Source organism: Rhodoferax saidenbachensis, assembly GCF_001955715.1.
Taxonomy (GTDB): Bacteria; Pseudomonadota; Gammaproteobacteria; order Burkholderiales; family Burkholderiaceae_C; genus Allorhodoferax; species Allorhodoferax saidenbachensis.
Genome location: NZ_CP019239.1, coordinates 3,679,251 through 3,704,719, shown reverse-complemented (window position 1 = coordinate 3,704,719; position 25,469 = coordinate 3,679,251). Strand labels below are relative to the sequence as shown.

The following is a 25,469-nucleotide window of genomic DNA, read 5'->3' as shown; positions in this document are numbered from 1 at the left end:
GAGCCGCGTGGCTGCATCGGCGCAGGACTATCAGCGCTGGATGGCTCATATGCAGTCGCTGCCCATGGTGGCGCTGGTCACGACCGGACGCACAGGCTCTGATTTTCTTCAAAGTCTGCTTGATTCTCATACTCAGATTGCCACCTTCAACGGTCACTTCGCCGTTTATTCGGAATTCTTCGCCCGAGCGCTCACCTTCAATGTGGCGGGTGTACGGGCGGCAGATGCCGCCGACGAGTTTATTGGGCAATACCTTTACAAGCTGGTGTCCCGTTACGATATACAAGAAGCCAAAGACCGGCTCGGTGAGCACTCCGACGAGTCGTTCACCTTGGACACTGCTGAATTCAAAGCCCATTTAGTCGGACTCATGGGTGAACATCCGGTCACCAGCCGGGACTTCCTGCTAGCGGTTTACGGTGCTTATAAGTTGTGTCTCGGCCAGCAGATCGCGGATGCGAAAGTCATTTTTCACCACCCGCATCTGGACTATGAGTTCCGCCTCTTTCTCAAGGATTTTCCCAGAGCCCGTGTGGTCTTCAGTTCCCGGGACCCAAGGGCGAATTTCTGCTCGCATGTTGAGCATTTTCGGCGCTATTACCGTAGCCACGACAACCAGCAGCATGTCTACAACTGTCTGAAGATGGCGCTTGAAGATTCGGCGCTCGCCGAGGAACTGGGTCTTGATTACATCGCAACACGCCTTGAGGATATTCCCAGAGAGGACGTACTGAGGGCGTTTGCTGACTGGTTGGGGGTGGACTTCCAGGAGTCCATGCTCAGGAGCACTTGGGCCGGACTGGATTGGCATGGTGATCGGATTTCAAACAAGACCTTTGCGGCCACTGGTTGGTCCGCAACGCGTACTGAAAACGGCTGGCAGCAGCGCCTGGGGCGCATCGACAAGTACGTGCTTAACTACATCATGAATGACCGCCTGCGCTGGTATCGCTATCCGGTACGGCCTGTAGGGCCTGTCGATACCGTGCTGGTCGCCATGGCCATTCTTCTTCCTCTCAGGTGCGAACTTCGCTTCCTGTCCCCGAGCCATATCTGGTCAATATTGCGTACGGGAACCAATCAGATGCGGTTGCAGTTGTTATTGACCCCTGTTTTTTATGCTCGGCGCGTGCAACTCTGTTATCGCCACTACATGCGCACGCTGCGCGGTGTCAAATTTAACGGCAACTGGGTCCAGGTGACCGGTCGGGCCGAACACCCATGAGAAAGCCTGCACAGAATTTCAAACGGAGCAAGGCTGTGGCTTTGCTGCGTTCTATGGTGCGGCGTATCCTGCCAAATAAACTGCTGGAAATGCGTGCGCGTGCAGCTGAAGCCCGCCAACACGGCAGATACAGTAATTTGCCTGTCGAGCGAGTCTTTTCCGAGATTTATCAGAACAGGGAGTGGGGCAGCGACGAGGGCAGCTACTATTCAGGGACGGGCTCCCACGATCCTGTCATCGTCACGCCCTACGTACAGGCAGTTCAGGCTTTTCTGGCCTCTTTTCCAGACAAGCTTGTTTTGGTCGATTTGGGTTCCGGGGACTTCAATGTTGGTCGGCAGTTTGTCGAGTTTGCGCAGCACTACTATGCGTGCGATATCGTTGCGGAACTGCAGGAACACAACCGAAAGAACTTTGACTTTCCAAATGTTGAGTTTCTATGTTTGAATGCTGTGAACGATGCTCTGCCCGATGGCGACGTCATCTTTGTCCGGCAGGTCTTTCAGCATCTGTCCAATGCACACATTCAGCAAGTGCTGGAGAAGTGCCGAAAATACCAGCGCTGGGTCATTACTGAGCACCTTCCAGATACCCCGGGGTTCCAGCCCAATGCAGATATCACGGCGGGTTGCGGCATTCGCCTGCTGTTCAATTCCGGCGTGGTGCTCACTGCGCCGCCTTTCAATGTGACAGGCTACAAGATTAGACAGCTCTGTGAGGTGCCCGAGTATGGGGGGGTGATTCGCACCCTTCTTTTTGAGCACCACGCGCTGGCTGAAGGCATAGTGGTGTAAGCGTGCGCATACTGATTTACTGGGAACAGGAGTCGTGGGGCGGCGTCGACACCCACCTGCTGGAACTGCTGTCCACCTGGCCGGTGCCTGATGACGAAATCGTGCTGATGGTGAACAAGGGTAACCGCGGATTTGCACGCCTGCGGGAAAATTTTGCAAAACTTCCTTACGTTCGCAGCGTCGAAGCGGTTTCCTATTCCCACAATGAATTGAATCGCCGTTGCCGGGAGTCGCGGCTGCTGCGCCATGTCTCAAAGCTACTGCATTTTCTGCAGCCATTGACCTATTGGCTGTCGGTCAGGCGGTTGCAACGGCAGTTCTCGCGTGAAGGTAATTTTGACTTGCTGTTGGCGGATAACGGAGGGTATCCGGCAGCATGGGGAGCAATTTGCGCGCTGGAGGCCGGCGCTCGCGCAGGAATCGGTGCTCGTGTGATGCTGGTGCATCATGCTGCTGTGGCAGCTGCCCCATTTATGGCATGGTTTGAGCAGTATGTAGACCGCAGAATGAACAGATTGGCTTCAGCTTTCGTGTGTGTATCGCGGGCGACCAGACATGCGCTGTTGTCGCGTAGGTGGATTGACGCGGCCTCGCTGCGCATACGCGTGATCCATAACGGTATCCGCAGCGATCTGCGACAGCAAGAGGATGCTGCAGTAGATATCCGTGAGTCCATTGGTGCGACCAAGAGAGAAAAGTTGATAGGTATTGTCGGTCGTGTATCCCCCTATAAGGGGCACGAAGACTTGGTGTTCGCATTGGCCCGAGTTGCGCCGACTGTGCGCGAGCTGTTACGCGTGATTGTCATTGGATCAGGAGATCCTGCAGATGAACTGGAGCGGCTGACGCGTATTGCGGGCAGACTAGGGGTGGGTGACAGAATCCACTTTTTTGGTTACGTGAAGGGCGACCCGGTATCCCTGATTGCACAATTGGACTTGCTGGTAGTAGCGACAAGAAGTTTTGAAGGTTTTGGTTTGACCTTGATTGAGGCAATGGGGGTCGGTGTGCCTGTCTTGGCAACAGATGTGGGTGCCATTCCTGAGTTCGTCACGCCAGAGCTCGGCGTACTGGTTTCACCTGGAAGCCCGGCGGAGTTGTCTTATGCATTCACAAGCCTCGTGACAGTCCCAGAGGAGTGGCAGCACCGGGCATCACTTGCGCGGGATCAACTGCTCAATTTAAAGCAAGATATGGCGAATGAGTATCGGCAACTCTTTCTAGAGTGTCTTGCCTGATGGAAGAGGATCGTGCTGTGATAAACAATAGCCCATTGGTATCAATTGTTATATGTACTTACAACGGTGAAAGGTTTCTGCGCCAGACCTTGGATAGTGTTTTGGCGCAAACCTATCCAAATATAGAAGTCATTATTGTTGACGATGGTTCAAAGGATGGAACTGCAGATGTCATCAACGAATATGCCAATCGACATAAAAAAATAAAGCCCTATTTCAAGAAAAATGGTGGTTTGCCCAATGCCAGAAACTTTGCATTTCAAAAATCGCAAGGCGATTGGCTGGCCATTATTGATCAAGATGACTTATGTTATCCAAATCGCATAGCGCGGCAACTTGAAGTCTCTAAAGAGTATCCGACGGCTGGACTTATATTCTGTGACACGCATTTCATTGATGAACACGGGAATATATTAGGGCACCATTTCTCCAAGTTCTCGTTGCCAGATGCGTTCATCCCCAAGGTTGTGGCAGGGAATTTGCTGTTGCAAGTTGGTTGTTACGTAGATTCCGAAGCATGGTTCATGCGCAGAGATGTGTTTGAAAAAGTTGGATTACTGGACGAAAAACTCAGTTATGCATGTGACTTTGAATACTTTATTCGAGTCGGTATGATTGTTGACTTTGCCTATGCAAGGGAAATTCTTGCCGCTTGGCGGGTGCATTCGAGTCAAGCCACTGCTACAGCACCAAAAATCCGACAGCAGGTAAGAGGGGTTTATCTGCAGTTCTTTTGGTCGGAGGCAGTTGGATGGTGGACGAAGGCGTTGATTATTAAAGCTCTCGCCAGGTCTTATGCTGGGCAGTTGCGTGATCGACTTTTAGGTCGAGTCAAATAGGAGCTTTTTTGGAAACTGTATCTTGTGATTTCTGCGGCTCGGTCGAATCTAGATTGGTTACACAGCAGACTGACAAACTGCATGCCACTACTAATCAGATATTCAACGTGGTGGAGTGCTTGAAGTGCGGGTTGCACTCTACCAACCCGCGTCCAACAAGTGCGGAAATTGGAAGATACTATGCAAATACCTATTCCTTTCACGAAGTAGCATCCCCTTTGCGTCGGTGGGCGGCCCGATTAGCCACAATCTTTGCAAACAGTTCTTTGGGAATGCTTGCCGATCTGGTGCCTGCTGTTGGGAATCGGCTGGCGCCATATGTCAAACCCGAAATAGCTGACCCGGTGCGTGACTACTATGCTTCAGGGGGGCAGGGAGCATTTTTAGACATTGGATGCGGTGCTGGTATCAGTGCCCATTTCTGGGGGGGGCAAAGCAGTCTCCGGACATGTCGGCGTTTTATCCCCGTGGCGGGAGTCGAAGTAGCAGAGCAAGCGCGAACTAGCTTGATGAAAGCCGGTATCGAAGTTTGGCCTGATCTCTCCTCTGTGCCTGAAGAGAGACGATTTGGCATGATCCGAATGAATTGGTCGCTTGAGCATGTCCATTCGCCAGCAGCCTATTTCGCATTTGTGAAAGATCGTCTTCTTCCAAGGGGGAGGGTAATGGTCGCAGTTCCAAACTATGGTGGGCTAATTTATAAAGTAGCGCCTGATTGCATTGAAGTACCAATCCATCTGTACCACTTCAGGCCGGTTGATATTGAGAACTATGCGAAGCGATTCGGATTGCGCCTAGTGAGTATGCAGACGTTCTCCTATCCGCATATGTTTATAGCTGCAGCCAAAGTGGGTTTGCTGCCAGAGGCCTTTGGTAAGGCAACAAGTCTACGATCTGCAAAGGCCTTCCAGGCCGCTTTGCATCAATTTGACCATTCCGGCATGGGCAATGACCTCATCGCGATACTGGAGTTGAATGATTGACAAGGGAAATGCTGCACTGAATCTGCCTGGGTTTTCCGATGTCAGTGCAGTCCGCTTTTTTAGCTTGGGGCGATTTGCACTCGCCGAGGGCTTGCGTGCGCTCAGCTTGGCCCCAGGAGCATACATTCTTGTTCCTGCATTTATATGCAGGGATCTGTTGGCCGCCATACACGCGGTTGGTGCCGTGCCCGTCTTTTTGGAAGTCGATGAACGCCTGGAGCCTAGTGCTTCCTCAGCGTTATGGCCTACCTGCGCAGCAGTTTTAGCGGTGAATTACTTCGGATTCCCTCAGAACTTGGAACCGTTCCGCGCCTACTGCAAGCGCACCAGGGCAATTTTGATCGAAGATAATGCCCATGGGTTTCTAAGTGCTGACACGTCTGGCGCGCTATTGGGCTCGCGAGGCGACCTTGGACTACTTAGTATGCGAAAGACCTTTTTCCTCCCCAATGGCGCAGCACTGCTGGTGAACCGTGCATCAATGGTAGAAAAGCTGCCCGATCAGCTGCCTTTTTCCGATCAAGCTTTACCAGTATCTTTTAATCTGAAGCGTCTCTTGTCTAGAATTCAGCGGTATTTGAGAGTCCCAGTCTTGGCATGGATGCAAAGTCTTGTGCGCTTGATTCGATATTGGCGGACTGGGCATGCTATTACCCCGCTTGCAGAAGAGAATGAATTTGTGTTGCCGAAAGACCCTAGGCCACACCCCTATGTGATGAAGGCTCTAGCGAGTATTGATGCAGCGGCCGAGACAGAGCGGCGCAAAAATTTGTACCAAAAGTTTCAACTCCAACTGGCGAACTACCCTATTCAAACTGTGTTCCCAAGCCTCCCAGAAAATACCGTGCCCTATGGTTTTCCCTTCTATGCATCGGATGCCGACGCTGCTTTTGTCGTCAAAGTAGCGCGTTCTTCCGGGCTGGATTGTGTGCGTTGGCCTGATTTGCCAAAGGCAGTTGCTCCGACTGCCCCAGCACACTACCAGTCTCTCTGGATGATAAATTTCCTATGCTAACTTGGCAGCGCTGGACCGGAAACGCCATTGAGTGGGATGCCTTGATTCTTCGACTGGAAGACTTCACGGTATACCAGAGTCACGCGTGGGGCGAACATCGAGCGCGATTTGGGTGGCTGCCAGTGCGGATGGTGGCTCGTCGGAACAGTCAAGTGGTTGCAGCTGCCCAGATATTAGTGCGTCGTTATCCTTTGGGTGTCGGCGTTGTCTGGATTCCAGGGGGGCCTTTGGGTGATATCCAGTCCTGGAACAAGGATTTCAGACAAGCTATTCGCAAGCTGTCGGGGCTCAAATTTTTGTATTGCAGATTCAATGCGCTGGGCGTGCGTGCGAACGGGGTTGACGAGATGCTGGATTCCAACGGATGGGCGCGAAGCTCTCAGCCTTTGTCGAGTGGCATGAGTTTGGAGTACCGCCCTTCCCTGCCTGAGGAGGAACGGCTGCAGATGTGCAGCGGTAACTGGCGTCACAATTTGCGGCGATCCTTCAAGCGTGGGTTATCAACCTCTGTCTGGGCGAATCCAGACCCTGTGGAAATGATGCGGGCATATGAATCTATGCAGGAGCTGAAAGGTCTTGCAGCCCAAACCAGCAAGGATGAGATCGAGTCATTGCTTTCGGCGTTTGGTAAACACTGTGTGATCGTGCGTTGCGATGATGAACAGGGCAATTTGCTGGCACTTCGGGGTGCGTTGGCCATGGGTGGCAAGGCGTGGGATATGTTTGCAGTTGCCAATCCGGCAGGACGAAAGGTCTATGCATCACATTCTGCATTTTGGTTCTTAATGAATCAGTGCGCAATCATGGGCGTGCAGTGGTACGACATGAGTGGGGCGGACCCCGTCAATAATCGAGGTGTGTATGACTTCAAAAAAGGCTCCGGCGCCACAGATTTCACGCAGGTGGGTGAATGGGATTTTGCCTCCCCCTTTTTTTTGCGGAAACCGGTGAGTTACCTCATCGGACGGAGGGGGCGTGCATGAGGTGGCAAGGCGCAGCCCTCAAGGCCGTATCGCTGGCGGTATCTTGTTGCCGTGTATTGCAATCTCCGAAGAAAGGGTTGCGCATATTGACATACCACACTGTTGGTCAGCGTGCCTATGGGGACCATCTGAACCTTAATACGATAGCGCTGGGGCGATTCAAGGAGCACTTGGACGTTTTGGTGAAGTACCGGCTCGCCAGGGCTGATGCGGAAATATCCGCAGACACCACTGAAGTGGCAATAACGTTTGATGATGGATATGCAGACAACCTGCATGTGGTTGCACCACTCCTGGTAGAGCGGAACATCCCGTTTACGGTATTTGTCACTGGACGTTTTGTGCGCGACAAAGAAAAAGGCTTCCTGTCTGAGTCTGAATTACGGGAACTGGCTTCTATGCCTGGTGTTTGCATCGGTGCACACGGGGACACGCACTGCGATTTGACACGTTGCGACGAAGCCAATTTACGTGCAGAACTCAAGACCAGCCAGGCATACCTCGCGGATGTTCTTGGCATGTCGATCACTACCATGGCCTATCCCTACGGGGCTGCCAATCTTCGGGTGAGGGATGCGGCAAACGAATGTGGCTATGAGCTTGCAGCCAGCAGTTACTTTGATATCAACCGTGTAGGGCGTGACGCACTAATGTTGAACCGCTCTGTCGTGCTCAATGGTGATTCGGCGCGTGTTCTGGAGCAGAAAATCAAGGGTGACTGGGATTGGTATCGCTTCCGGATGACGGACCCTTTGCGCCTGCGTTGAGCAATTGCTGTGATATCCCTCCCGCACATAAATTTTGCGCCAATAAGCGTCGTCGTTCCATGCTACCAGTGTTCCGGCACGATCCGGCGGGCTATAGATTCTGTGCTTGCACAAACATTATTGCCCCAGGAGTTGATATTGATTGATGACGCCAGCAAGGACAGTACGTGGGAGATACTGCAAGAATTGGCCATGCAATATCCGCGCTGGATCAAAATATTCCAGCTCGACAAAAATCAAGGCGCTGCTTCGGCCAGGAATGCGGGTTGGGCCCGGGCATCCCAGCCCTATATCGCCTTCTTGGATTCCGATGACAGTTGGTGCCCTGAGAAAATTAACATTCAATTCGGTTACATGCAATCACATCCCAGCGTCGGCTTATCGGGGCACCGGTATGGTTGGAGTAATGACGATGATGGTTGGAATGCGAAGGTGGGGGTATTCAAAGCCTCCCCCATTTCAGCTATGACACTCCTGCTAAAAAGTTATTTTCCGACCCCCTCGGTTATGTTGAAGTCTGATCTGCCTATCCGTTTTAGAGAGTCTCAACGGCATTCAGAGGACGCCTTGTTATGGCAGCAGCTAGCCTTAGCGGGGGTGGAAATCGTTCGGCTGGAGATTTCTATGGCTCGTCTCCACAAGGCTCCCTATGGTGATGGAGGTTTGAGCGCCCAACTGTGGGCAATGGAGTGCGCCGAGTTGAGCAACTTTCGAATTCATTACCAGAATGAGAAAATTGGACTGCTCCTGTGGTTCTTATTGGTCGCGTTGTCGCTTGCGAAGTTTGCCAAGCGGCTGCTGGTTCACGCATTGCGTAAGTTGATGTAAATGGGCGCTTTACATTGTTCAGCGCTGCAGGACATTGGGTATAGCCACCCTGATAAATAGGGCATGGCTGACGGGGCGCATTTCTCTGCTTTTTCATTTTTCTACTGAGGTTTATATAAGGTAGCAAGTTGGTATTTGGTGCGAAAAATGGCCTAAAAGCTCCAAATCGGATATGAAACACTCCCTGATTTTCGTTGCGACCACCCCTTTTGCGGTCAACGCATTTTTGCGCACCCATTTGCTTGCTTTGGCGCGGACTTACGATGTCACGCTGTGTGTCAACACCACAGCTTATCCGTTGGTTGAAGAGATTACGCATGTAGTGAGGGTGCGCCATGTTGATATCGCCCGGAAGATTAGGCCTTGGCAGGATTTGCGTGCGCTATTTCAGTTATTGCGTTGCTTCAGGGAAATACGTCCGTCAGTTGTCCATAGCATGACGCCAAAGGGGGGGCTGCTCGGCATGCTGGCCGCTAGGCTCGCTGGCGTCCCATGGCGCTTCCATACCTTCACTGGGCAGGTTTGGGCGAACAGCACGGGTGGTGCGCGCCGTTTGCTAAAGGCAATCGATCGACTGATCGCAGCACTATCCAGCCGAGTCTTTGCGGATAGTGCCTCGCAATGTAGATTTTTAGAGAATGAGCACGTAGTGCAACGCGGAGGCGTCATTGTTCTCGGCAACGGGTCGATTGCCGGGGTCGATTTGACTCAGTTTCATTCAGACACTGTCGTGCGCGCCATGTTGCGCGCTGAATTGAATCTTCCCGACGATGTGCCAGTGTTCGTTTTCGTTGGCCGTCTGGTTCGCGATAAGGGCGTGTTTGATCTGGTGGAGGCGTTTGCCGCGGTTAACGCAAAAAATCAACAGTGGGCACTTTGGATGATCGGTCCTGATGAAGACGGCATTCAAGCGGCTCTCCAAGAACGTGGCAATCAATTGGGTGCGCGTATTCGTTGGTTCGGTTCAACAACGACCCCCGAACGCTATATGGCTGCGGCGGATGTGTTCGTGTTACCAAGTTACCGAGAAGGTTTTGGGTCTGTGGTCATTGAGGCAGCAGCCTGCGGCATTCCCAGCATTGCGTATCAGATCGACGGTGTCATTGACGCAATCGTTGATCGAAAAACGGGAGTATTTGTGGAAAAGGGAAATGTTCGCGATCTTGCAGACGCGATGATATGGCTGGGATCTGACAATAACGCGCGAACTGCGTTGGGCGAAGCGGCGCGAACCCGTGCAGTGCGCGAGTTTTCAAGTTCTGCTGTGAGCGCTGCATGGTTGGATTTTTACGCGGCACTATTCAAGGCTGCGGTATGAATAAGTCGTATGCAGCAGGAATCCAAATAATCGATGGTTTAACGTTTCCATCTTGGCGCGTGTTTTGGGCGCTCAGTTTTACCTACGCGTCGTTTATGGCATTGCTTCTGCAAAAGGCAGTGCTACCGTTGTTTCCCGAAATGCATGCCGGGCACGGCTTGCTCATGAATGATGCCATCGTGTTTCACAACATGGCGGTGGATATCGCGCAACGGATTCATACCGTTGGCTGGTCTGAATGGCGGATTTACCCGCAGGGCGCATCCGCCAACGTGGGCTTGCTTTCTGCACTTTATGCCTTGCTTGGCCCGGATCCGGCGTGGTTTATTCCATTCAATGCCGCAGCACATGCCACGGGGGCCTTGCTGATTTACCGCATCGGCGCACGCCTCGTGGAAGGTGATATAGGTAAGCTCGGCGGTCTGCTGGCCGCTATCTGCTTTCTGGTTTTTCCTTCTGCCTTGCAGTGGTATGGGCAAAACCACAAAGACGCATTTGCGATTGTGGGCTTGTTATTGGTGCTGGATGCATGGTTAGCAATGCACGATGAACAGTTTCGAATACGATTCAGAAACGTACTTGGTATTTTGATGGCTGCCCTTTTGGGGGCTGCATTGCTGGGCTTAGTGCGACCGTATTATGTATTGGTCATGGTGCTTGGTTTTTCAGCATCTTTTGTCTTGGCATCGATCGTGCGCAGCAAGCTGAGCGTGATTGCAGTCCGATTCGTGTTCATTGCGCTTTTGGTGATCGTCGCGGCAGTTTTTATGCGCCAGGGTACGGCAGTTGGTGTGTACGGTGAAAGCTTGGGCAGTGACCAAGGTGCATTGAATGTAGGCGCATACAGCACTGAAAAGTTTCTATGGACGCCAAGCGAGCAGATTCCTGCTATTTTGGACAAAAGCCTGCATCGAGGCTCCGAACTCCGTTGGCATTTTGTGCAGCATGGACGATTTGTGGGGGCAGGCAGTGAAGTGGATGGTGACAGACTGCCGGACACGGCGTGGGCAGCCATCGCCTACCTCCCACGGGCCTTGGTAGTTGGCCTGTTTGCCCCATTCCCCAATACCTGGGGCGAACGTGTAACTTTGCCGCGCCTGATTGGCGCCATGGAAACTGCCTTTTGGTATTTGGTCTGTCTTGGCGCGGCTGTCACCGTCGTTCGCCACAGGAGTCGCAAGTTGCTTGCGGGAGCAGTTTTTTGCGCAGTGCTAATTACTATCTTGGCTTATATCCACCCGAACGTTGGCACGTTATACCGGCAACGTTTTGGTTTGTGGCACTTTTTTATGCTTATAGGCTTCATGGGCTGGGTTAGCCTTTTGAGTGGCCATTTGACGGGCGGTGTGTTATCGCGTCCCACCTCCACAAATACCCCGGTATTGTCTGAGCAGAGGTTTCCGGCCGCTCTGCCGGCAGATCGCTTTGCAGGTTCGGGGGCGGTAGTGATGCTGATCACGCTGACTTGCTACCTTGGGTTCTTTGCGCGCGATTTGTTGTTAACGGGCCAGGTGGGCTTGGGGGCAGACTTGGATGCCTTTTTCGCAGCGGCGATGATTCCAATGTTCTTTGTCAGTTGTCTGGCGATACCTCTGGGGGATGCGATGGTATTGCCGTTTGTTGCGGCTCAACATCATGCTGCCGTTGAGCGTGCCCGTCTGTTGCGGGGAACACTCGGGCTTGCACTATGGTTGTTGGTCGGCGCGACGTGTTTTGTGTGGGTCAGCGCCCCCTGGCTTGTCACGTGGGTACTGCGCACTGCCACTGCGGAAGGCCAAGTCAAGGCCGTTAGCCTGTTGCGATGGTTTGCGCCAATCATCGCCCTGTCTGCTTGGACGGTAGTTGGCAACGCCGCACTGAACTCGCTTGGCAAGCCGCGTGTCTCTGCAAAGGCGCAACTCGCAGTGCCAGTGGTGACTTTGCTTGCGCTGGTCATGGCCCCCCGCGAACTGATTTTGGCGGCGGGTATTGGTGGCATGTTGCTAGGCACGTTAGTCAACGCAGCGATTGTGTCCTTGCATTTGCGTATCCATGGGTTGGTGTTGTTGCCTGCAATTGCACCCTTCGCAGCGACTGCAGAGGTGAGGGCTGTGTATTGGCCACTGGTTGCAGCGGCTGTATTGCCTGCGGCGTTGATTCCGATGAATTACGCATTCGCCTCGTCGGTGGGGGCGGGAACGGTTGCTGCCTGGGCATTTGCCTCAAAAATAGTCGTGCTGTTCTCAGGTTTGTCCAGCGTTGGGGCTACGGCGGTAGTGCTGCCCCAAATGGCTAAAGCATTCATACTCCGTGCGGGAGATAAGCAGCAGCGTCAAGACGCGAACCGTCTCATAGCGGCTGGAATATGGTGCGGCGGGGTATTGATGCTTGGAGGTGTTTTTTTTGCGGAGCCACTCGTTGCTGCCCTGCTCGGGAAACAGTTATCCGTATCCCAAATTACTGTTCTGGCAGATATCGTAAAGATTGGTCTGATGCAGATACCCGTAGTTATTGTTGGTGCGCTGGCCAATAAACTCGCAATCGCGGCAGGACGTACCTCGCGCGTTCTGTATTCTGCAATGCTGGGTTTTACAGGCAATATATTGGCGAACTTGATGTTGGTGCCGACGTTGGGTGTAATGGGCGTCGCAGTCGGTGCTCTGGTTGGCGCAATTCTTTCTGTCGCCGCCGTTCTGGCGGGTACGTACCGTCAAATTGGCTTGTCTCCTCGAGAAATGATGATTGCAGCCGCTGGCTGGCTGGCATGGGTTGCAATATGTGTTGCGCTTGTTTCTACCAGCGTGGCTGCCCTTGTTTGTGCACTTATTACACTGTGCGTAGTGGCCAGATGGCAATGGGGAGTGTTGCAAAGTGCAAAAGTCACGCCAGAATTCGTTTGACCTGTATGAACGCGCCGAAATCCATTTCGGGGTTATTGGCTAGTGCCCCGGTTTTGCCGGGCGAGTCTGCCAAGCTGTATGCAGAAGGTTTGACAGGCACCCTGCGGGAACTGGATGCGAAAACACCACTGCAAATCTACCTGGGCATGTCTTCACGCACTGCCACTGCCGCGCCGCCAACGACCTTATCAAGGCCCTGAAAGCCTTGGATTGAAAAACTGTCAGAACGAAGCCAAATTGAAACGCCTTTTTGACATCACTCTTGCGCTCTGTGCTGGCACGTTTCTGCTGGTTCCGCTGGCGCTTACCGCCTTGGCAGTGCGCTGCACGTCCGCTGGCCCGGCGCTGTACTGGTCTGACCGGGTGGGGCGCAATAACCGCATCTTCAAAATGCCCAAATTTCGCAGCATGCGTGTAGACACCCCGGCAGTGGCCACCCACTTGTTGAGCAATCCCGCGGCCTACCTGACCCCTATTGGAAGTTTCTTGCGCAAGTCCAGTCTGGATGAGCTGCCCCAGCTCTGGAGCATTTTGCAGGGTGACATGAGTTTTGTGGGCCCGCGCCCAGCACTGTATAACCAGGACGACCTCATCGCATTGCGCACGTCAGTGGGTGTGCATGCCTTGCTGCCGGGGCTCACCGGATGGGCGCAGGTCAATGGCCGGGATGAGCTCGATATTCCCGTCAAAGTGAAGCTGGATGCCGAATACCAGCAAAAGCAATCGCTGCGTTTTGATGTGTGGATACTGTGGCTCACTTTTTTGAAAGTGCTGCGCCGCGACGGCGTTGCGCATTAGTGGGGATATAAAAGAATGATGTTGCGCCGTTTTGCGCTGCCCATGCTCGGCTTGCCGCGTTTTGCAAAGCGGGGAGTGGTCTTGGCACTGGACACGAGCCTGTGTGTGTTGACAGTGTGGCTGGCCTACTACCTGCGGCTGGGCGAATGGTTGCCCCTGGAGGGCCCCGCGCGTGGGGCTGCTGGCGCATCGATTGCACTTGCCCTGCCTATTTTCATTGGGGCGGGCCTTTACCGAGCCATTTTCCGATTTTCCGGCTGGCCGGCTCTCATGACGGTCACCAAGGCAGTGGGAGTCTATGCGGTGATCTATGCCGCCGTGTTCACGGCAGTTGGTGTGCCCGGCGTACCCCGCACCCTTGGCATCATTCAACCCATACTGCTCCTGCTGTTCGTGGGTGCCTCACGCGCCCTAGCCCGTGTCTGGCTGGGGGATCAATACCAGAACATCCTCAAGCAGGCCGGCCGCCCCAAGGTGTTGATTTATGGCGCGGGCAAGACGGGGCGACAACTGGCCGCTGCCATGGCCAACAGCCCGGAGATGCAGGTTGCGGGCTTTCTGGATGACGACGACCGGCTGCATGGCCATGTGCTTAACGGGCAGCCCATCTACAACCCCAGTGATCTGGCACACTGGGTCTCCACTCTTGGCATTAGTACGGTGTTGCTAGCCATGCCTGGCATGGGGCGTAAACGCCGCAACGAGGTACTGGCCCTAATGCGCCGTGCGCGCGTGTCGGTGCGCACCCTGCCCAGTGTGACCGATCTAGCCCAGGGCAAGGTCAATGTGTCAGATGTGCGCGAGTTGGACATCGATGACCTGCTGGGGCGCGAGCCGGTGTCGCCCAACCACATCCTGTTGTCCCGCAATATTGCGGAGAAGGTTGTGCTGGTCACTGGCGCCGGCGGCTCCATTGGCAGTGAACTGTGTCGCCAGATCCTTGCGGTAGGGCCCCAGGCGCTGTTGTTGATTGAGCAGAGTGAGTTTGCGCTGTACGCGATCCACCAGGAGCTGGAAGAAAAACTGGCGGGCCGTGCCATTCGCCTGGTCCCCTTGCTGGCGTCTGTCCAAGACAGTGATCGCCTGCACGAGATCATGGCCACCTGGAAGCCCGACACGGTCTACCACGCGGCGGCCTACAAGCACGTGCCTTTGGTGGAACATAACCCTGCCGAGGGCATTAAAAACAACGTGCTGGGCACGCTACGGGCGGCCCAGGCGGCGCAGAACAACGGCGTGACCGACTTTGTACTGGTGAGCACCGACAAAGCGGTGCGGCCAACCAACATCATGGGCGCCAGCAAGCGGCTGGCGGAAATGGTGTTGCAGGCTCTGGCAGCTGCGCCGTCAGGGACCCGATTTGCCATGGTGCGCTTTGGCAATGTTCTGGGTTCTTCCGGCTCGGTGGTGCCGAGGTTTCGCCAGCAAATCCGCGATGGCGGCCCCATCACGCTGACCCACCCGGACATTACCCGTTATTTCATGACGATTCCCGAAGCCGCCCAGCTGGTATTGCAGGCCGGGGCCATGGCCAAGGGGGGCGATGTATTTGTGCTGGATATGGGGGAGCCAGTTCGCATCATGGATTTGGCGTTGCGCATGATTGAGTTATCGGGCCTGAGCCTGAAAACATCCGAATATCCCGATGGAGATATCGCCATTGATACCACGGGCCTGCGGCCGGGCGAGAAACTGTACGAGGAATTACTGATTGGGGATAACCCCATGCCGACCAATCACCCCGGCATTATGAAGGCCAGCGAAGAATATATTTCTTGGGAGATATTGGAGCCCCATATTCATTCACTGGAAGCGGCGCTCCAGATCAATGATGTCGGCGTAGTGCGCCAAATGATGCAAAGTCTGGTGACGGGTTATATACCAGCCGGTGAAATTGTGGACTGGATATATATGGCGCAGGAGGCCGAGGCGCTGGCACTCCAAGTCGCACATTAATTCAGTTATTATTTGTTTTGTAGATTTCAGGTTACTTTATTCCAACCCTTTTTGGGAGTTTTTATGTCCAATTTGATTGATCTGCAGTTCCAAATCGAAAAACTGCAGAAACAGGCTAACGAAATAAAAGCTAAAGAGTTTGCCAATACGGTGCAGGATATTCTTGCCAAAATGCAAGCCTTTGGTATCACGGTCAAGGATTTACAGTCTGCCAAACCAGCCAGAGGAGGCAATGGTGGGCGCGGCAAGTTTGCGGCAGGTAAGGCCGCCAAAGCAGTGAAATCTGCCAAGGGCCCCAAAAAGTCGGCGCAGCCCGTGGCCGCCAAATACCGCGGCCCTAACGGTGAAACCTGGTCCGGTCGGGGGCTGACACCCAAGTGGCTCGCAGCCCTAGTGGCCCAAGGCCAGAGCAAGGACGCCTTCCTGATCGCATGACCATGCCAGACACCACCAACCCAGGCAGCACCATCGCCGCCGGTGACCAGGCCACCATCCTGGCCCAGGCTTTGCCCTATATCCGCAAGTTCCATGGCAAGACCATGGTCATCAAGTACGGCGGCAACGCCATGACGGACCCGGCGCTGCAAAAAGCGTTTGCCGAAGACGTGGTGCTCTTGAAGCTGGTGGGCATCAACCCGGTGGTAGTGCACGGTGGTGGTCCGCAGATCGAGAGTGCGCTCAAGCGCCTGGGCATGCAGGGGCAGTTCATCCAGGGCATGCGTGTGACCGATGCGCCCACCATGGAAGTCGTGGAGTGGGTGTTGGGTGGCGAGGTGCAGCAGGACATCGTGGGCCTGATCAACCAGGCCGGTGGCAAGGCTGTGGGCCTGACGGGGCGCGACGGCGGCATGATCCGGGCGCAAAAGCTCAAGATGCTGGACAACACGGATCCCAGCATTGAGCACGACATTGGCCAGGTGGGTGACATCGTCAGCGTGGACCCCAGTGTGGTCAAGGCGCTGCAGGACGACGCCTTTATCCCCGTCATCAGCCCCATCGGGTTTGGCGAACACAACGAGAGTTACAACATCAACGCCGATGTGGTGGCGGCCAAGCTGGCTACCGTGCTGCAGGCCGAAAAACTCATGATGCTCACCAACATCAGCGGTGTGCTCGACAAGGCAGGCCAGTTGTTGACGGATCTCACCGCCAAACGCATTGACGAGTTGTTTGCCGATGGCACCATCAGTGGCGGCATGTTGCCCAAGATCGCGGGTGCGCTGGATGCGGCCAAGAGAGGCGTCAACTCGGTGCACATCATCGACGGCCGCGTGCCGCATGTGCTGCTGCTCGAAATTCTGACCGATCAGGCTTTTGGCACCATGATCCGTTCGCACTGATTTGCTATTGAATTAATAGCTGCTTGCGCAAATTCCATAAGGGCTGGAGGCCTGAAACGTCATGAGATTGCTGCTGGTAGAGGATGACGTGATGGTGGCCAGTGGTATCAAGCTGGGCCTGTCCGACGCCGGTTATGCGGTGGATTGGGTGGGCAGTGCCGAGCGTGCGCTGGAGGTCACCCAAGCGGAGGCTTTTGACATCGCGGTGATCGATATTGGCCTGCCCGCCATGGATGGCCTGGCGCTGACCCAACGGCTGCGCAAGGAGGGGCATGCGATGCCCGTGTTGATCCTCACCGCACGTGACGCCTTGCAGGACCGTGTCCAGGGGCTGGACATGGGCGCGGACGACTACATGATCAAACCGTTTGAGTTGCCCGAGCTGCTGGCGCGCCTGCGTGCCTTGCTGCGCCGTTCGCAGGCCGCGACATCGGCCATTCTGAGCTTTGGCCCGCTGGAGCTGGATACGGCACAGCGTCAGGCCAGCATCCGCACGGTGGGCGGCGTGGCCCTGCCCATCGACTTGGGTCCGCGTGAATGGACGGTCATGGAGTATTTGCTGCTCCAGGCGCCCAAACCTGCCAACAAGGACAAGCTGCTGCAGGCCCTGACGGGCTGGGACAAGGAAATCACCCCCAATGCGGTCGAGGTCTACATCTCCCGCCTGCGCGGCAAATTGGAGCCCCATGGCATCGCCCTGCGTGCCATCCGCGGTTTTGGTTATCGGCTGGAAATGCTCGCATGATCTCCGGCCTGCGGCAACGCCTGCTGTTGCTGCTGTTGGTGCCGCTGTTTCTGCTGTCGGCCCTCAATACCTGGTTTGATTTCCGCTCGGCCGACAGTGCCGCATTTCAGCAAGATCGCCAACTACTGCAACTGGTCCCGCTTCTGGCGGACTCTGTCGTGGGGCGCGGAGTCCAGGCGGGCAGTCCGCCCGTACTCCTGATCGCGCCACCGGTAGAAGATTTTCTGCACGAACGCCCCGGTATGTCTGCGTTTGCGGTGGTGGATATACAGGGCCGCGTCATGGTGGGGAACGCTTGGCTCACCGGCCTGCCTCCTACCACGTACGAGCCAGAGTTCGCCAGCGAAGAGTTTGACGGTGTCACCTACCGCATCATCAGCCAGCGCGTCAAAACCGTGGCTGGTGAGATGGTGATGCGCCTGGCCGATGGTTCCGATCCGCGCCAGCAGTGGCTGCGCATGTTGTGGTTCAAGGCCCTGTTGCCCAATGTGGTGCTGGTGATTGCCGCTGTCTTTGCTGTCAACTGGGCCGTCTACCGGGCGTTGCGACCTTTGCTGGAGCTCAAGAATGATGTGGAGCGCCGCTCGCCACGCGACCTCTCCGCACTCGACCCCAGCGCTTCGCCCGATGAGGTGCGGCCCCTGGTGCTCTCGCTCAACCGCCTGTTCAGCCTCGTCGATGCCCAGGCGGAGAGTCAGCGGCGTTTTGTGGCCGATGCAGCCCACCAGTTGCGGACACCGCTGGCGGGCCTGCAGTCCCAAATCGAGGCCTGGGCGCAGGCGGCCGAGGTCGAAAAAAATAAACAAAATAGTGCTCTGGTCGGCACACAGGTTGCGCCAGCAGCTATCACTTTAGGAGCGGATCAGATCCTCAAGCTGCGCCAGGCCGTACGCCGTACGTCCCAGTTGGCCAACCAGCTGCTGGCCCTGTCCCGCGCTGACGCGCGCAGTGCCCACACCCAGGCCATGCAGCGGGTGGACCTGAAGCAACTTTGCGAAGTCATGCTCGAGAGCCATTTGGACCAGGCCAGCAACAAAGGTCTGGACTTGGGGCTGGACGCGGCCTCGGTGCATGTTGCCGGGCATGAATGGCTGCTGCGAGAGCTGCTGGGCAACCTGGTTGACAACGCCATCCAGTACACCCCGCCTGGCGGTCACGTCACCTTGCGTTGTGGCCGCAAACACATGCAGGGCCAAGGGCCGCTGCAGGCCTTTCTGGAAGTGGAAGACGACGGGCCAGGCGTGCCCCCAGGGGAGTGGGCGCGCATGCTGGAGCGCTTCTACCGCGTGCCCGGTACGGTGGGCGAGGGCAATGGCCTGGGTCTGGCGATTGCGGAAGAAATAGCACGCGTGCACCAAAGCCGCTTGCAGGTGGAGGAGGGCACGGGCGGGCGCGGCCTGCGTGTATCTTTGTGGTTACCTGCCTAGCGCCGCTAAGGGGTCTTGCCTAGGAAAAACCCTGCAGACCGCTGTGCGAGAATGATTCCACACCACTCATCGCGGACCATGCCAGACGCCTTGCCAACCCCATCCTCTGATCCCGACGCTGTTGAGGCGCCCATCCGCAAACGTCCCAAACCGGGTGAGCGCAGGGTGCAGATCTTGCAAACCCTGGCCAGCATGCTGGAACAACCTGGCGGGGACCGTATCACCACGGCGGCGCTGGCCGCCCGCCTGGACGTGAGTGAGGCCGCGTTGTACCGGCACTTTGCCAGCAAGGCCCAGATGTTCGAGGGTCTGATCGATTTCATCGAACAAACCGTGTTCTCGCTGGTCAACCAGATTGTTGAGCGTGAGCAGGTTGCCGGCGCTGGCGCAACCGATGTAGGGACACGACAGGCAGCCAAGGTCATTGGCATGCTGGTGCAGTTCGCCGAAAAAAATCCCGGCATGGCACGTGTCATGGTGGGCGACGCGCTGGTGTTCGAGAACGAGCGCCTGCAACAGCGCATGAACCAGTTTTTTGACAAGCTGGAGGCCACCCTCAAGCAGTGCCTGCGTGATGGCGCGGTCGCTGGGGCTACGCCCACTGCGGATGCCCAGGTGCGTGCCGCTGTGTTGTCGGCTTTTGCGGTGGGGCGTTTGCAGCGCTTTGTGCGCTCCGGTTTCAAGCGTTTGCCGTCGGAGCACCTGGAGTCCAGCTTGCATTTGCTTCTCGGGTAAACCCTAGCCTCGCCTAGGAATCCCCCTCTAGAAAACCCTGCTTTCAGGGTGGGGGTTTGGAAATGTTGCAAAATAGCACGATCGTTCTATTTTGTGACAGTTTTATTCCATGGCCCTGGCCCCCTATTCTGCAAAGCGTGTTCGCCCCGCCGCCACAACGGCTGGCACCCGGGCGCCTGTGCGCAAACCGTCGGGACGCGCCCTGCAAAAGGGGCAGCAAACCAAACAGGCCATCATTGACGCTGCTTTGGGCTTGGCCACCCAGATTGGTGTGGAAGGCCTGAGCATCGGCGCCCTGGCCGAAGTCATGAGCATGAGCAAGTCGGGTGTGTTTGCCCACTTTGGCTCCCGCGAAGAACTGCAAATTTCCGTCATCCGTGAGTACCACGAACGTTTCGAGCAGGACGTGTTCTACCCCGCCCTGCGCGAGCCACGCGGCCTGCCGCGCCTGCGTGCGCTGTTTGCCAACTGGATGACACGTACGTCCACCGAAATTGATTCGGGCTGCATCTATATCAGTGGTGCCATCGAGTTTGATGACCGCCCCGGCCCGGTGCGTGATGCGCTGGCCATGTCGGTACAAACCTGGCTGGCTGCCATGAACCGCGCAGTGGTGCTGGCCAAACAATGCGGCCATTTGCAGACAGACGCCGACGAGAACCAGATTGCCTTTGAAATCCACGCGCTGATTCTGGGCCTGCACTACGAAGCCCGTTTTTTGAAAAACCCCGGCTCGATTGAACGTGCCAACCGCGGTTTTGACAATGTTCTTGCGCGTTTCGGCGCCCTCTAGATTTTTACCAAGGAGTATTCCCATGCCCACTTACACCCCCCCACTGCGTGACATGCAGTTTGTGATGCACGAAGTGCTCAAAGTTGTTGATGAACTCAAGCAGATCCCCAAGCATGCGGAAATTGATGCCGACACCATCAACGCGGTGCTGGAAGAAGGCGGCAAGTTCGCCTCGGAAGTCATTTTCCCGCTGAATATTTCGGGCGACGCTGAAGGCTGCACGCTGGACCCCAAAACCCACGCGGTGACCACGCCCAAGGGTTTCAAGGAAGCCTACAAGACCTATGTCGAGGGCGGTTGGGCGGCTCTGGGTTGCGACCCCGAGTTCGGCGGCCAGGGCCTGCCTCTGGTGGTCAACGGCATGTTCTACGAAATGCTGAACAGTGCCAACCAGGCCTGGACCATGTACCCCGGCCTGACGCACGGCGCCTACCACGCACTGCATACGCACGGCACGCCCGAGCAACAACAGACCTATCTGCACAAGATGACCAGTGGCGAATGGACCGGCACCATGTGCCTGACCGAACCCCATTGCGGTACCGACCTGGGCCTGATGCGCACCAAGGCCGAACCGCAGGCCGACGGCACCTACAAGATCACAGGCAACAAGATCTTCATCAGCGCCGGCGAACACGATATGGCCGATAACATCATCCACCTGGTATTGGCCCGCTTGCCCGATGCGCCTCCCGGCATCAAGGGTGTGAGCCTGTTCATCGTGCCCAAGTTCAACGTGAACAAGGACGGTAGCCTGGGTTCGCGCAATGGCATCTACTGCGGCGGCCTGGAGCACAAGATGGGCATCAAGTCCAATGCCACTGCCCAGATCGTCATGGAAGACGCCATTGGCACCATGGTCGGCCAACCCAACAAGGGTATGCAGGGCATGTTCGTGATGATGAACTCCGCCCGATTGGGTGTGGGTAACCAGTCGCTGGGCCTGACCGAAGTGGCGTTCCAGAACGCGTTGGCCTATGCCAAAGACCGTATCCAGATGCGCTCGCTGACCGGCCCCAAGGCCAAGGACAAGCCGGCCGATCCGATCATCGTGCACCCCGATGTGCGCAAGATGCTTCTGACTGCCAAGGCCTACGCCGAAGGCGGCCGCATGCTGCAGGCTTTCTGCGCGATGCTGCTGGAAAAAGAACACGGCCACCCCGACGAAAAGGTGCGCAAGGATTCCGGCGAGTTGGTCGCCATGCTGACGCCTATCGCGAAGGCCTTCCTGACCGACAACGGCCACGTTGCCACCAACGCCTGCATGCAAGTGTTCGGCGGCCACGGTTTCATCAAGGAATGGGGCATGGAGCAGTTTGTGCGCGACAACCGCATCAACCTGATCTACGAAGGCACCAACACCATCCAGTCGCTGGACCTGCTGGGCCGCAAGATCCTGGGCAATAACGGCGCCACACTGAAGAAATTTGGCAAGCTGATTGGCAAGCTGGTGGAAGAAGAAGGTACCAACGAAAAAATGTCCGAGTTCATTACGCCCATCGCGGTGCTGGGTGAACAGATGACCAAGTTCACGACCGAGATCGGTTTCAAGGGCTTCCAGAACCCCGACGAAGTGGGCGCTGCTGCGGTGGACTACCTGCGCGTGGCGGGCCACCTGGTATTCGGTTATTTCTTTGCCCGCATGGCGCAAGTCGCACTGCGCGAAATCGCCTCTGGTAATGCGGACCCGTTCTATCTGGCCAAGCTGCAGACCGCGCGTTTTTACTTTGCCAAGTTGTTCCCGGAAACGGCTACATTGATGCGTACCGCACGTGCCGGCAGCAAAGTGCTGATGGATACCGACGCGGTATTCGCCTGAGAGTCCTTGGGCGATTCAAACTTGTCTGATAACTAATAACGAGGAGTTCCTATGTTCCGTACAGCCATTGCAATTGCCCTGGGTTTTTCTTCTGTCGCCGCCATGGCGCAGATGACGCCCGTGGGCCTGTGGAGAACCATTGACGACAAGGACGGTTCGCCCAAGTCGGAAATCCGCATCGTCGATAACGGTGGTGTGGTGTCCGGCAAGATCGAGAAAATTCTCGATCCCAAGGCCAAACCCGATGAAAAGTGCGACGAGTGCAAGGATGACCGCAAGGGCCAGCCCACACTGGGTCTGGAACTCATCCGCGGCCTGAAGAAGACCGAAGGCAAAGACATCTGGGAGGGCGGAACGATCGTCGAGCCCAGTACCGGCAAGGTCTACAAGATGACCATGACCCCCATCGAAGGTGGCAAAAAGATCGAGATGCGTGGCTACATCGGCTTCTTCTACCGAACCCAAACCTGGATTCGCGTCCAGTAATTTTCAATGAACGGCGCAGCGGGCAAGGCGTTTGCCTGTCTGCACCGTATCCGTTTCAGGAATTTTTATGTCCCGTTTTGTAGTCAAAAAAGTCGCGGTGCTGGGCGCCGGCGTGATGGGTGCGCAAATCGCTGCCCATCTGGTCAATGTCAAGGTGCCGGTGGTCCTGTTCGACCTGCCTGCCAAGGAAGGCCCCAAGAACGGCATCGTGATCCGCGCGATTGACGGGCTCAAGAAACTCAAGCCCGCCCCGCTGGGTGTGGCCGATGATGCTGCGCTGATTGGCCAGGCCAATTACGAAGAGCATCTGGAGCAACTGCGCGACTGTGACCTCATCATCGAGGCGATTGCCGAACGCATGGACTGGAAGCTCGATCTCTACAAGAAGATCGCTCCGTTTGTGGCACCACATGCCATCGTCGCGTCCAACACCTCCGGCCTGTCAATCACCAAACTCTCCGAGGCGTTGCCCGAAGAGATCAAACCACGCTTTTGTGGTATTCATTTCTTCAACCCACCCCGCTACATGGCACTGGTGGAGTTGATCAACACCCCTACCACTGCGCCCGAACACCTGGACGCGCTGGAAGCCTTTGTGACCAGCAATCTGGGCAAGGGCGTGGTCCGCGCCAAAGACTCTCCGAACTTCATTGCCAACCGCGTCGGTATCGCCGGCATGTTGACCACGATGAAAGAGGTGCAGAACTTCGGCCTGACCTTTGACGTGGTCGATGACCTGACCGGCAAGAAGCTGGGCCGTGCATCCTCCGGCACCTTCCGCACAGCAGACGTGGTGGGTCTGGACACCATGGCCCACGTGATCAAGACATTGCAAGATACGCTGTCGATCGAGACCGATCCGTTCTACGAAAGTTTTGCGACGCCTGAAGTACTGAAGACTTTGCTGGAGATGGGCAACTTGGGTCAGAAGACCAAGGCCGGTTTCTTCAAGAAGGTCGGCCGTGATGTGCTGCGTTTTGATTTGAAGTCCAAGGACTACGTGGCCGCTGGCCAGAAGGCTGACGAGGTTTATGGCCGCATGCTCAAGAAGCCTGCCGCCGAGCGCCTGAAACTGCTGCGCAACGCTGAAGGCAAAGAAGGCCAATTCCTCTGGGCCATCTTGCGTAACAGCTTCCATTACGCGGCTGTGCATCTGGCGTCGATTGCCGACAACGCCCGCGATGTGGACTTCTGCATGCGCTGGGGCTTTGGCATGAAGCAAGGCCCGTTCGAGCTGTGGCAAGAAGCCGGTTGGCTGGAAGTGGCCAACATGGTCAAGGAAGATATCGATGCCGGTAAAGCGCTGTGCAAGGCACCGCTGCCCGATTGGGTGTTCAAGGGCCCCGTGGCCGACGCCGGTGGTGTGCACACGCCTGCCGGTTCGTGGAACCCGACGACGGGTACCTTTGCGCCTGTGCGCAAGCTCCCCGTCTACGAGCGCCAGCATTTCCCCGAGAGCGTGCTGGGTTCCAACGCACCTGCCGCTGAAACCGCAGGCAAGACGATCTCCGAAGACGAATCCATCCGCCTGTGGACGCTGGACGGCGAAGTTCTGATTGCCAGCATCAAGACCAAGATGCACGCCATCGGTGGCGGCGTGATCGAAGGCCTGCTGCAAGCGCAAGAGCTGGCCGAGAAAGATTACAAGGGCCTGGTGATCTGGTCGCCGGATGAGATGTTCTCCGCCGGTGCCGATCTGCAAGGCATGATGCCCGCGTTCATCATGGGTGGCGCGAAAGCGATTGAAGGCGCAGAAGCCGAGCTGCAAAACGCGATGCTCAAGCTGCGCTATTCCAACGTGCCCGTGATCTCTGCAGTGCGTGGTCTGGCGCTGGGCGGTGGCTGCGAGCTGGCGGTTTACTCCAGCAAGCGCGTCGTCGCGATGGAAAGCTACATCGGTCTGGTGGAAGTGGGCGTGGGCTTGGTGCCCGGCGCTGGCGGCCTGACCTATATCGCACGCCGTGCTGCCGAAAACATGGCGCTGTCCACGTCCAAGGACGTGTTGCCTTTCCTGACTGAAGGCTTCACCGCCGCGGCGATGGCCAAGGTCGGCACCAGCGCGCTGGAATCCCGCAAGTTGGGTTACCTGTTGGACAGCGATATCGTTGTGGCCCACAAGGACGAGCTGCTGTTCGTCGCCATCAACGAGGCCAAGGCCATGTACACCGGCGGCTACCGTGCGCCGCACAAGCGCAGCTTCCCGGTCGCAGGCCGCAGTGGCATCGCCACGATCCGCGCCCAACTGGTCAACATGCGTGACGGCGGTTTCATCAGCGCGCACGACTTTCATATCGGCCTCATGATCGCTGAAGTGGTGTGTGGCGGTCAGGTCGATGCGGGCACGTTGGTGACCGAGGAATACCTGATGGCGATGGAACGCAAGGCGTTCACCTCGCTGCTGACCCACCCCAAGACGCAAGAGCGCATCATGGGCATGATGTCCACCGGCAAGCCGGTTCGTAACTGATAAAGCTACTGTGCGCCTGCCATGCGTCGTTGGG

General features: G+C 56.1%; 22 protein-coding genes. All 22 read left to right on the top strand.

The genetic code is table 11. From position 1 onward, the window contains the following. Positions 1-7: 7 nt before the first annotated feature. A complete protein-coding gene (locus tag RS694_RS17665) occupies positions 8-1,225 on the top strand; it encodes a sulfotransferase (RefSeq protein ID WP_169850518.1) in 1,218 nt (405 codons plus the stop codon). Between the two features lie 35 nt (positions 1,226-1,260). Then, the gene (locus RS694_RS17660) at positions 1,261-2,019 is read left to right on the top strand and encodes a class I SAM-dependent methyltransferase (protein WP_161631543.1); all 759 of its coding nucleotides are present in this window, start codon (positions 1,261-1,263) and stop codon (positions 2,017-2,019) included. Positions 2,020-2,021: 2 nt separating this feature from the next. After that, positions 2,022-3,257 carry a glycosyltransferase gene (locus RS694_RS17655; protein ID WP_029705356.1) on the top strand — a complete coding sequence of 412 codons (1,236 nt, stop codon included), beginning with the start codon at positions 2,022-2,024 and terminating at the stop codon, positions 3,255-3,257. After that, positions 3,257-4,096 carry a glycosyltransferase gene (locus tag RS694_RS17650; RefSeq protein WP_029705358.1) on the top strand — a complete coding sequence of 280 codons (840 nt, stop codon included), beginning with the start codon at positions 3,257-3,259 and terminating at the stop codon, positions 4,094-4,096. Before RS694_RS17655 ends, RS694_RS17650 begins: the two co-directional genes overlap by 1 nt. 8 nt (positions 4,097-4,104) lie before the next feature. Further along, positions 4,105-5,079, top strand: a complete 975-nt coding sequence (locus tag RS694_RS17645; RefSeq protein WP_152528737.1) for a class I SAM-dependent methyltransferase — start codon at positions 4,105-4,107, stop codon at positions 5,077-5,079. Next, positions 5,072-6,094, top strand: coding sequence for a DegT/DnrJ/EryC1/StrS family aminotransferase (locus RS694_RS17640; RefSeq protein WP_029705361.1), 1,023 nt, complete (start codon positions 5,072-5,074; stop codon positions 6,092-6,094). The genes RS694_RS17645 and RS694_RS17640 overlap by 8 nt, the downstream gene beginning before the upstream one ends. After that, positions 6,088-7,077 (top strand): lipid II:glycine glycyltransferase FemX, encoded by a 990-nt coding sequence (locus RS694_RS17635; RefSeq protein ID WP_029705363.1) that lies wholly within the window; start codon positions 6,088-6,090, stop codon positions 7,075-7,077. The genes RS694_RS17640 and RS694_RS17635 overlap by 7 nt, the downstream gene beginning before the upstream one ends. Then, entirely contained in the window at positions 7,074-7,844 is a 771-nt protein-coding gene (locus RS694_RS17630; RefSeq protein ID WP_161631544.1) for a polysaccharide deacetylase family protein, read from the top strand. Before RS694_RS17635 ends, RS694_RS17630 begins: the two co-directional genes overlap by 4 nt. Before the next feature lie 9 nt (positions 7,845-7,853). Continuing rightward, positions 7,854-8,672 (top strand): glycosyltransferase family 2 protein, encoded by an 819-nt coding sequence (locus RS694_RS17625; protein ID WP_076069867.1) that lies wholly within the window; start codon positions 7,854-7,856, stop codon positions 8,670-8,672. Positions 8,673-8,844: 172 nt separating this feature from the next. Continuing rightward, complete coding sequence (locus RS694_RS17620; protein ID WP_029705366.1) at positions 8,845-9,990, top strand: glycosyltransferase family 4 protein; 1,146 nt, start codon at positions 8,845-8,847, stop codon at positions 9,988-9,990. Further along, positions 9,987-12,869, top strand: coding sequence for a lipid II flippase MurJ (locus RS694_RS17615; RefSeq protein ID WP_029705367.1), 2,883 nt, complete (start codon positions 9,987-9,989; stop codon positions 12,867-12,869). Before RS694_RS17620 ends, RS694_RS17615 begins: the two co-directional genes overlap by 4 nt. 237 nt (positions 12,870-13,106) lie before the next feature. After that, entirely contained in the window at positions 13,107-13,667 is a 561-nt protein-coding gene (locus tag RS694_RS17610) for a sugar transferase (protein WP_029705369.1), read from the top strand. An 18-nt stretch (positions 13,668-13,685) separates the two neighbouring features. After that, a complete protein-coding gene (locus RS694_RS17605) occupies positions 13,686-15,623 on the top strand; it encodes a polysaccharide biosynthesis protein (RefSeq protein ID WP_206538086.1) in 1,938 nt (645 codons plus the stop codon). Between the two features lie 63 nt (positions 15,624-15,686). Next, a complete protein-coding gene (locus tag RS694_RS17600) occupies positions 15,687-16,058 on the top strand; it encodes an H-NS histone family protein (protein WP_029705372.1) in 372 nt (123 codons plus the stop codon). A 2-nt stretch (positions 16,059-16,060) separates the two neighbouring features. Then, entirely contained in the window at positions 16,061-16,963 is a 903-nt protein-coding gene (gene argB, locus RS694_RS17595; RefSeq protein ID WP_029705373.1) for an acetylglutamate kinase, read from the top strand. A 61-nt stretch (positions 16,964-17,024) separates the two neighbouring features. Beyond that, positions 17,025-17,708, top strand: coding sequence for a response regulator (locus tag RS694_RS17590; RefSeq protein WP_029705374.1), 684 nt, complete (start codon positions 17,025-17,027; stop codon positions 17,706-17,708). Next, on the top strand, positions 17,705-19,135 hold the full coding sequence (locus RS694_RS17585) for a sensor histidine kinase (RefSeq protein WP_029705376.1): 1,431 nt from the start codon (positions 17,705-17,707) through the stop codon (positions 19,133-19,135). The genes RS694_RS17590 and RS694_RS17585 overlap by 4 nt, the downstream gene beginning before the upstream one ends. 78 nt (positions 19,136-19,213) lie before the next feature. After that, a complete protein-coding gene (slmA, locus tag RS694_RS17580; RefSeq protein ID WP_029705377.1) occupies positions 19,214-19,870 on the top strand; it encodes a nucleoid occlusion factor SlmA in 657 nt (218 codons plus the stop codon). Positions 19,871-19,979: 109 nt separating this feature from the next. Next, positions 19,980-20,663, top strand: coding sequence for a TetR/AcrR family transcriptional regulator (locus RS694_RS17575; RefSeq protein WP_029705378.1), 684 nt, complete (start codon positions 19,980-19,982; stop codon positions 20,661-20,663). A 22-nt stretch (positions 20,664-20,685) separates the two neighbouring features. Further along, a complete protein-coding gene (locus RS694_RS17570) occupies positions 20,686-22,482 on the top strand; it encodes an acyl-CoA dehydrogenase C-terminal domain-containing protein (protein ID WP_029705380.1) in 1,797 nt (598 codons plus the stop codon). 51 nt (positions 22,483-22,533) lie between these two features. Further along, the gene (locus RS694_RS17565; RefSeq protein WP_029705382.1) at positions 22,534-22,968 is read left to right on the top strand and encodes a DUF2147 domain-containing protein; all 435 of its coding nucleotides are present in this window, start codon (positions 22,534-22,536) and stop codon (positions 22,966-22,968) included. A 67-nt stretch (positions 22,969-23,035) separates the two neighbouring features. After that, positions 23,036-25,435: a 3-hydroxyacyl-CoA dehydrogenase/enoyl-CoA hydratase family protein gene (locus RS694_RS17560; RefSeq protein ID WP_029705384.1), complete on the top strand. Its 2,400-nt coding sequence runs from the start codon at positions 23,036-23,038 to the stop codon at positions 25,433-25,435. The last annotated feature ends 34 nt before the right edge of the window (positions 25,436-25,469 follow it).

What these genes read in the sequence shown, in the direction of transcription:
- RS694_RS17650 (WP_029705358.1), top strand. Translation starts at nt 3,257, where the DNA reads ATGGAAGAGGATCGTGCTGTGATAAACAATAGCCCATTGGTATCAATT.
- RS694_RS17640 (WP_029705361.1), top strand. Translation starts at nt 5,072, where the DNA reads ATGATTGACAAGGGAAATGCTGCACTGAATCTGCCTGGGTTTTCCGAT.
- RS694_RS17635 (WP_029705363.1), top strand. Translation starts at nt 6,088, where the DNA reads ATGCTAACTTGGCAGCGCTGGACCGGAAACGCCATTGAGTGGGATGCC.
- RS694_RS17630 (WP_161631544.1), top strand. Translation starts at nt 7,074, where the DNA reads ATGAGGTGGCAAGGCGCAGCCCTCAAGGCCGTATCGCTGGCGGTATCT.
- RS694_RS17620 (WP_029705366.1), top strand. Translation starts at nt 8,845, where the DNA reads ATGAAACACTCCCTGATTTTCGTTGCGACCACCCCTTTTGCGGTCAAC.
- RS694_RS17615 (WP_029705367.1), top strand. Translation starts at nt 9,987, where the DNA reads ATGAATAAGTCGTATGCAGCAGGAATCCAAATAATCGATGGTTTAACG.
- RS694_RS17605 (WP_206538086.1), top strand. Translation starts at nt 13,686, where the DNA reads ATGTTGCGCCGTTTTGCGCTGCCCATGCTCGGCTTGCCGCGTTTTGCA.
- RS694_RS17600 (WP_029705372.1), top strand. Translation starts at nt 15,687, where the DNA reads ATGTCCAATTTGATTGATCTGCAGTTCCAAATCGAAAAACTGCAGAAA.
- argB (WP_029705373.1), top strand. Translation starts at nt 16,061, where the DNA reads ATGCCAGACACCACCAACCCAGGCAGCACCATCGCCGCCGGTGACCAG.
- RS694_RS17590 (WP_029705374.1), top strand. Translation starts at nt 17,025, where the DNA reads ATGAGATTGCTGCTGGTAGAGGATGACGTGATGGTGGCCAGTGGTATC.
- RS694_RS17585 (WP_029705376.1), top strand. Translation starts at nt 17,705, where the DNA reads ATGATCTCCGGCCTGCGGCAACGCCTGCTGTTGCTGCTGTTGGTGCCG.
- slmA (WP_029705377.1), top strand. Translation starts at nt 19,214, where the DNA reads ATGCCAGACGCCTTGCCAACCCCATCCTCTGATCCCGACGCTGTTGAG.
- RS694_RS17575 (WP_029705378.1), top strand. Translation starts at nt 19,980, where the DNA reads ATGGCCCTGGCCCCCTATTCTGCAAAGCGTGTTCGCCCCGCCGCCACA.
- RS694_RS17570 (WP_029705380.1), top strand. Translation starts at nt 20,686, where the DNA reads ATGCCCACTTACACCCCCCCACTGCGTGACATGCAGTTTGTGATGCAC.
- RS694_RS17565 (WP_029705382.1), top strand. Translation starts at nt 22,534, where the DNA reads ATGTTCCGTACAGCCATTGCAATTGCCCTGGGTTTTTCTTCTGTCGCC.
- RS694_RS17560 (WP_029705384.1), top strand. Translation starts at nt 23,036, where the DNA reads ATGTCCCGTTTTGTAGTCAAAAAAGTCGCGGTGCTGGGCGCCGGCGTG.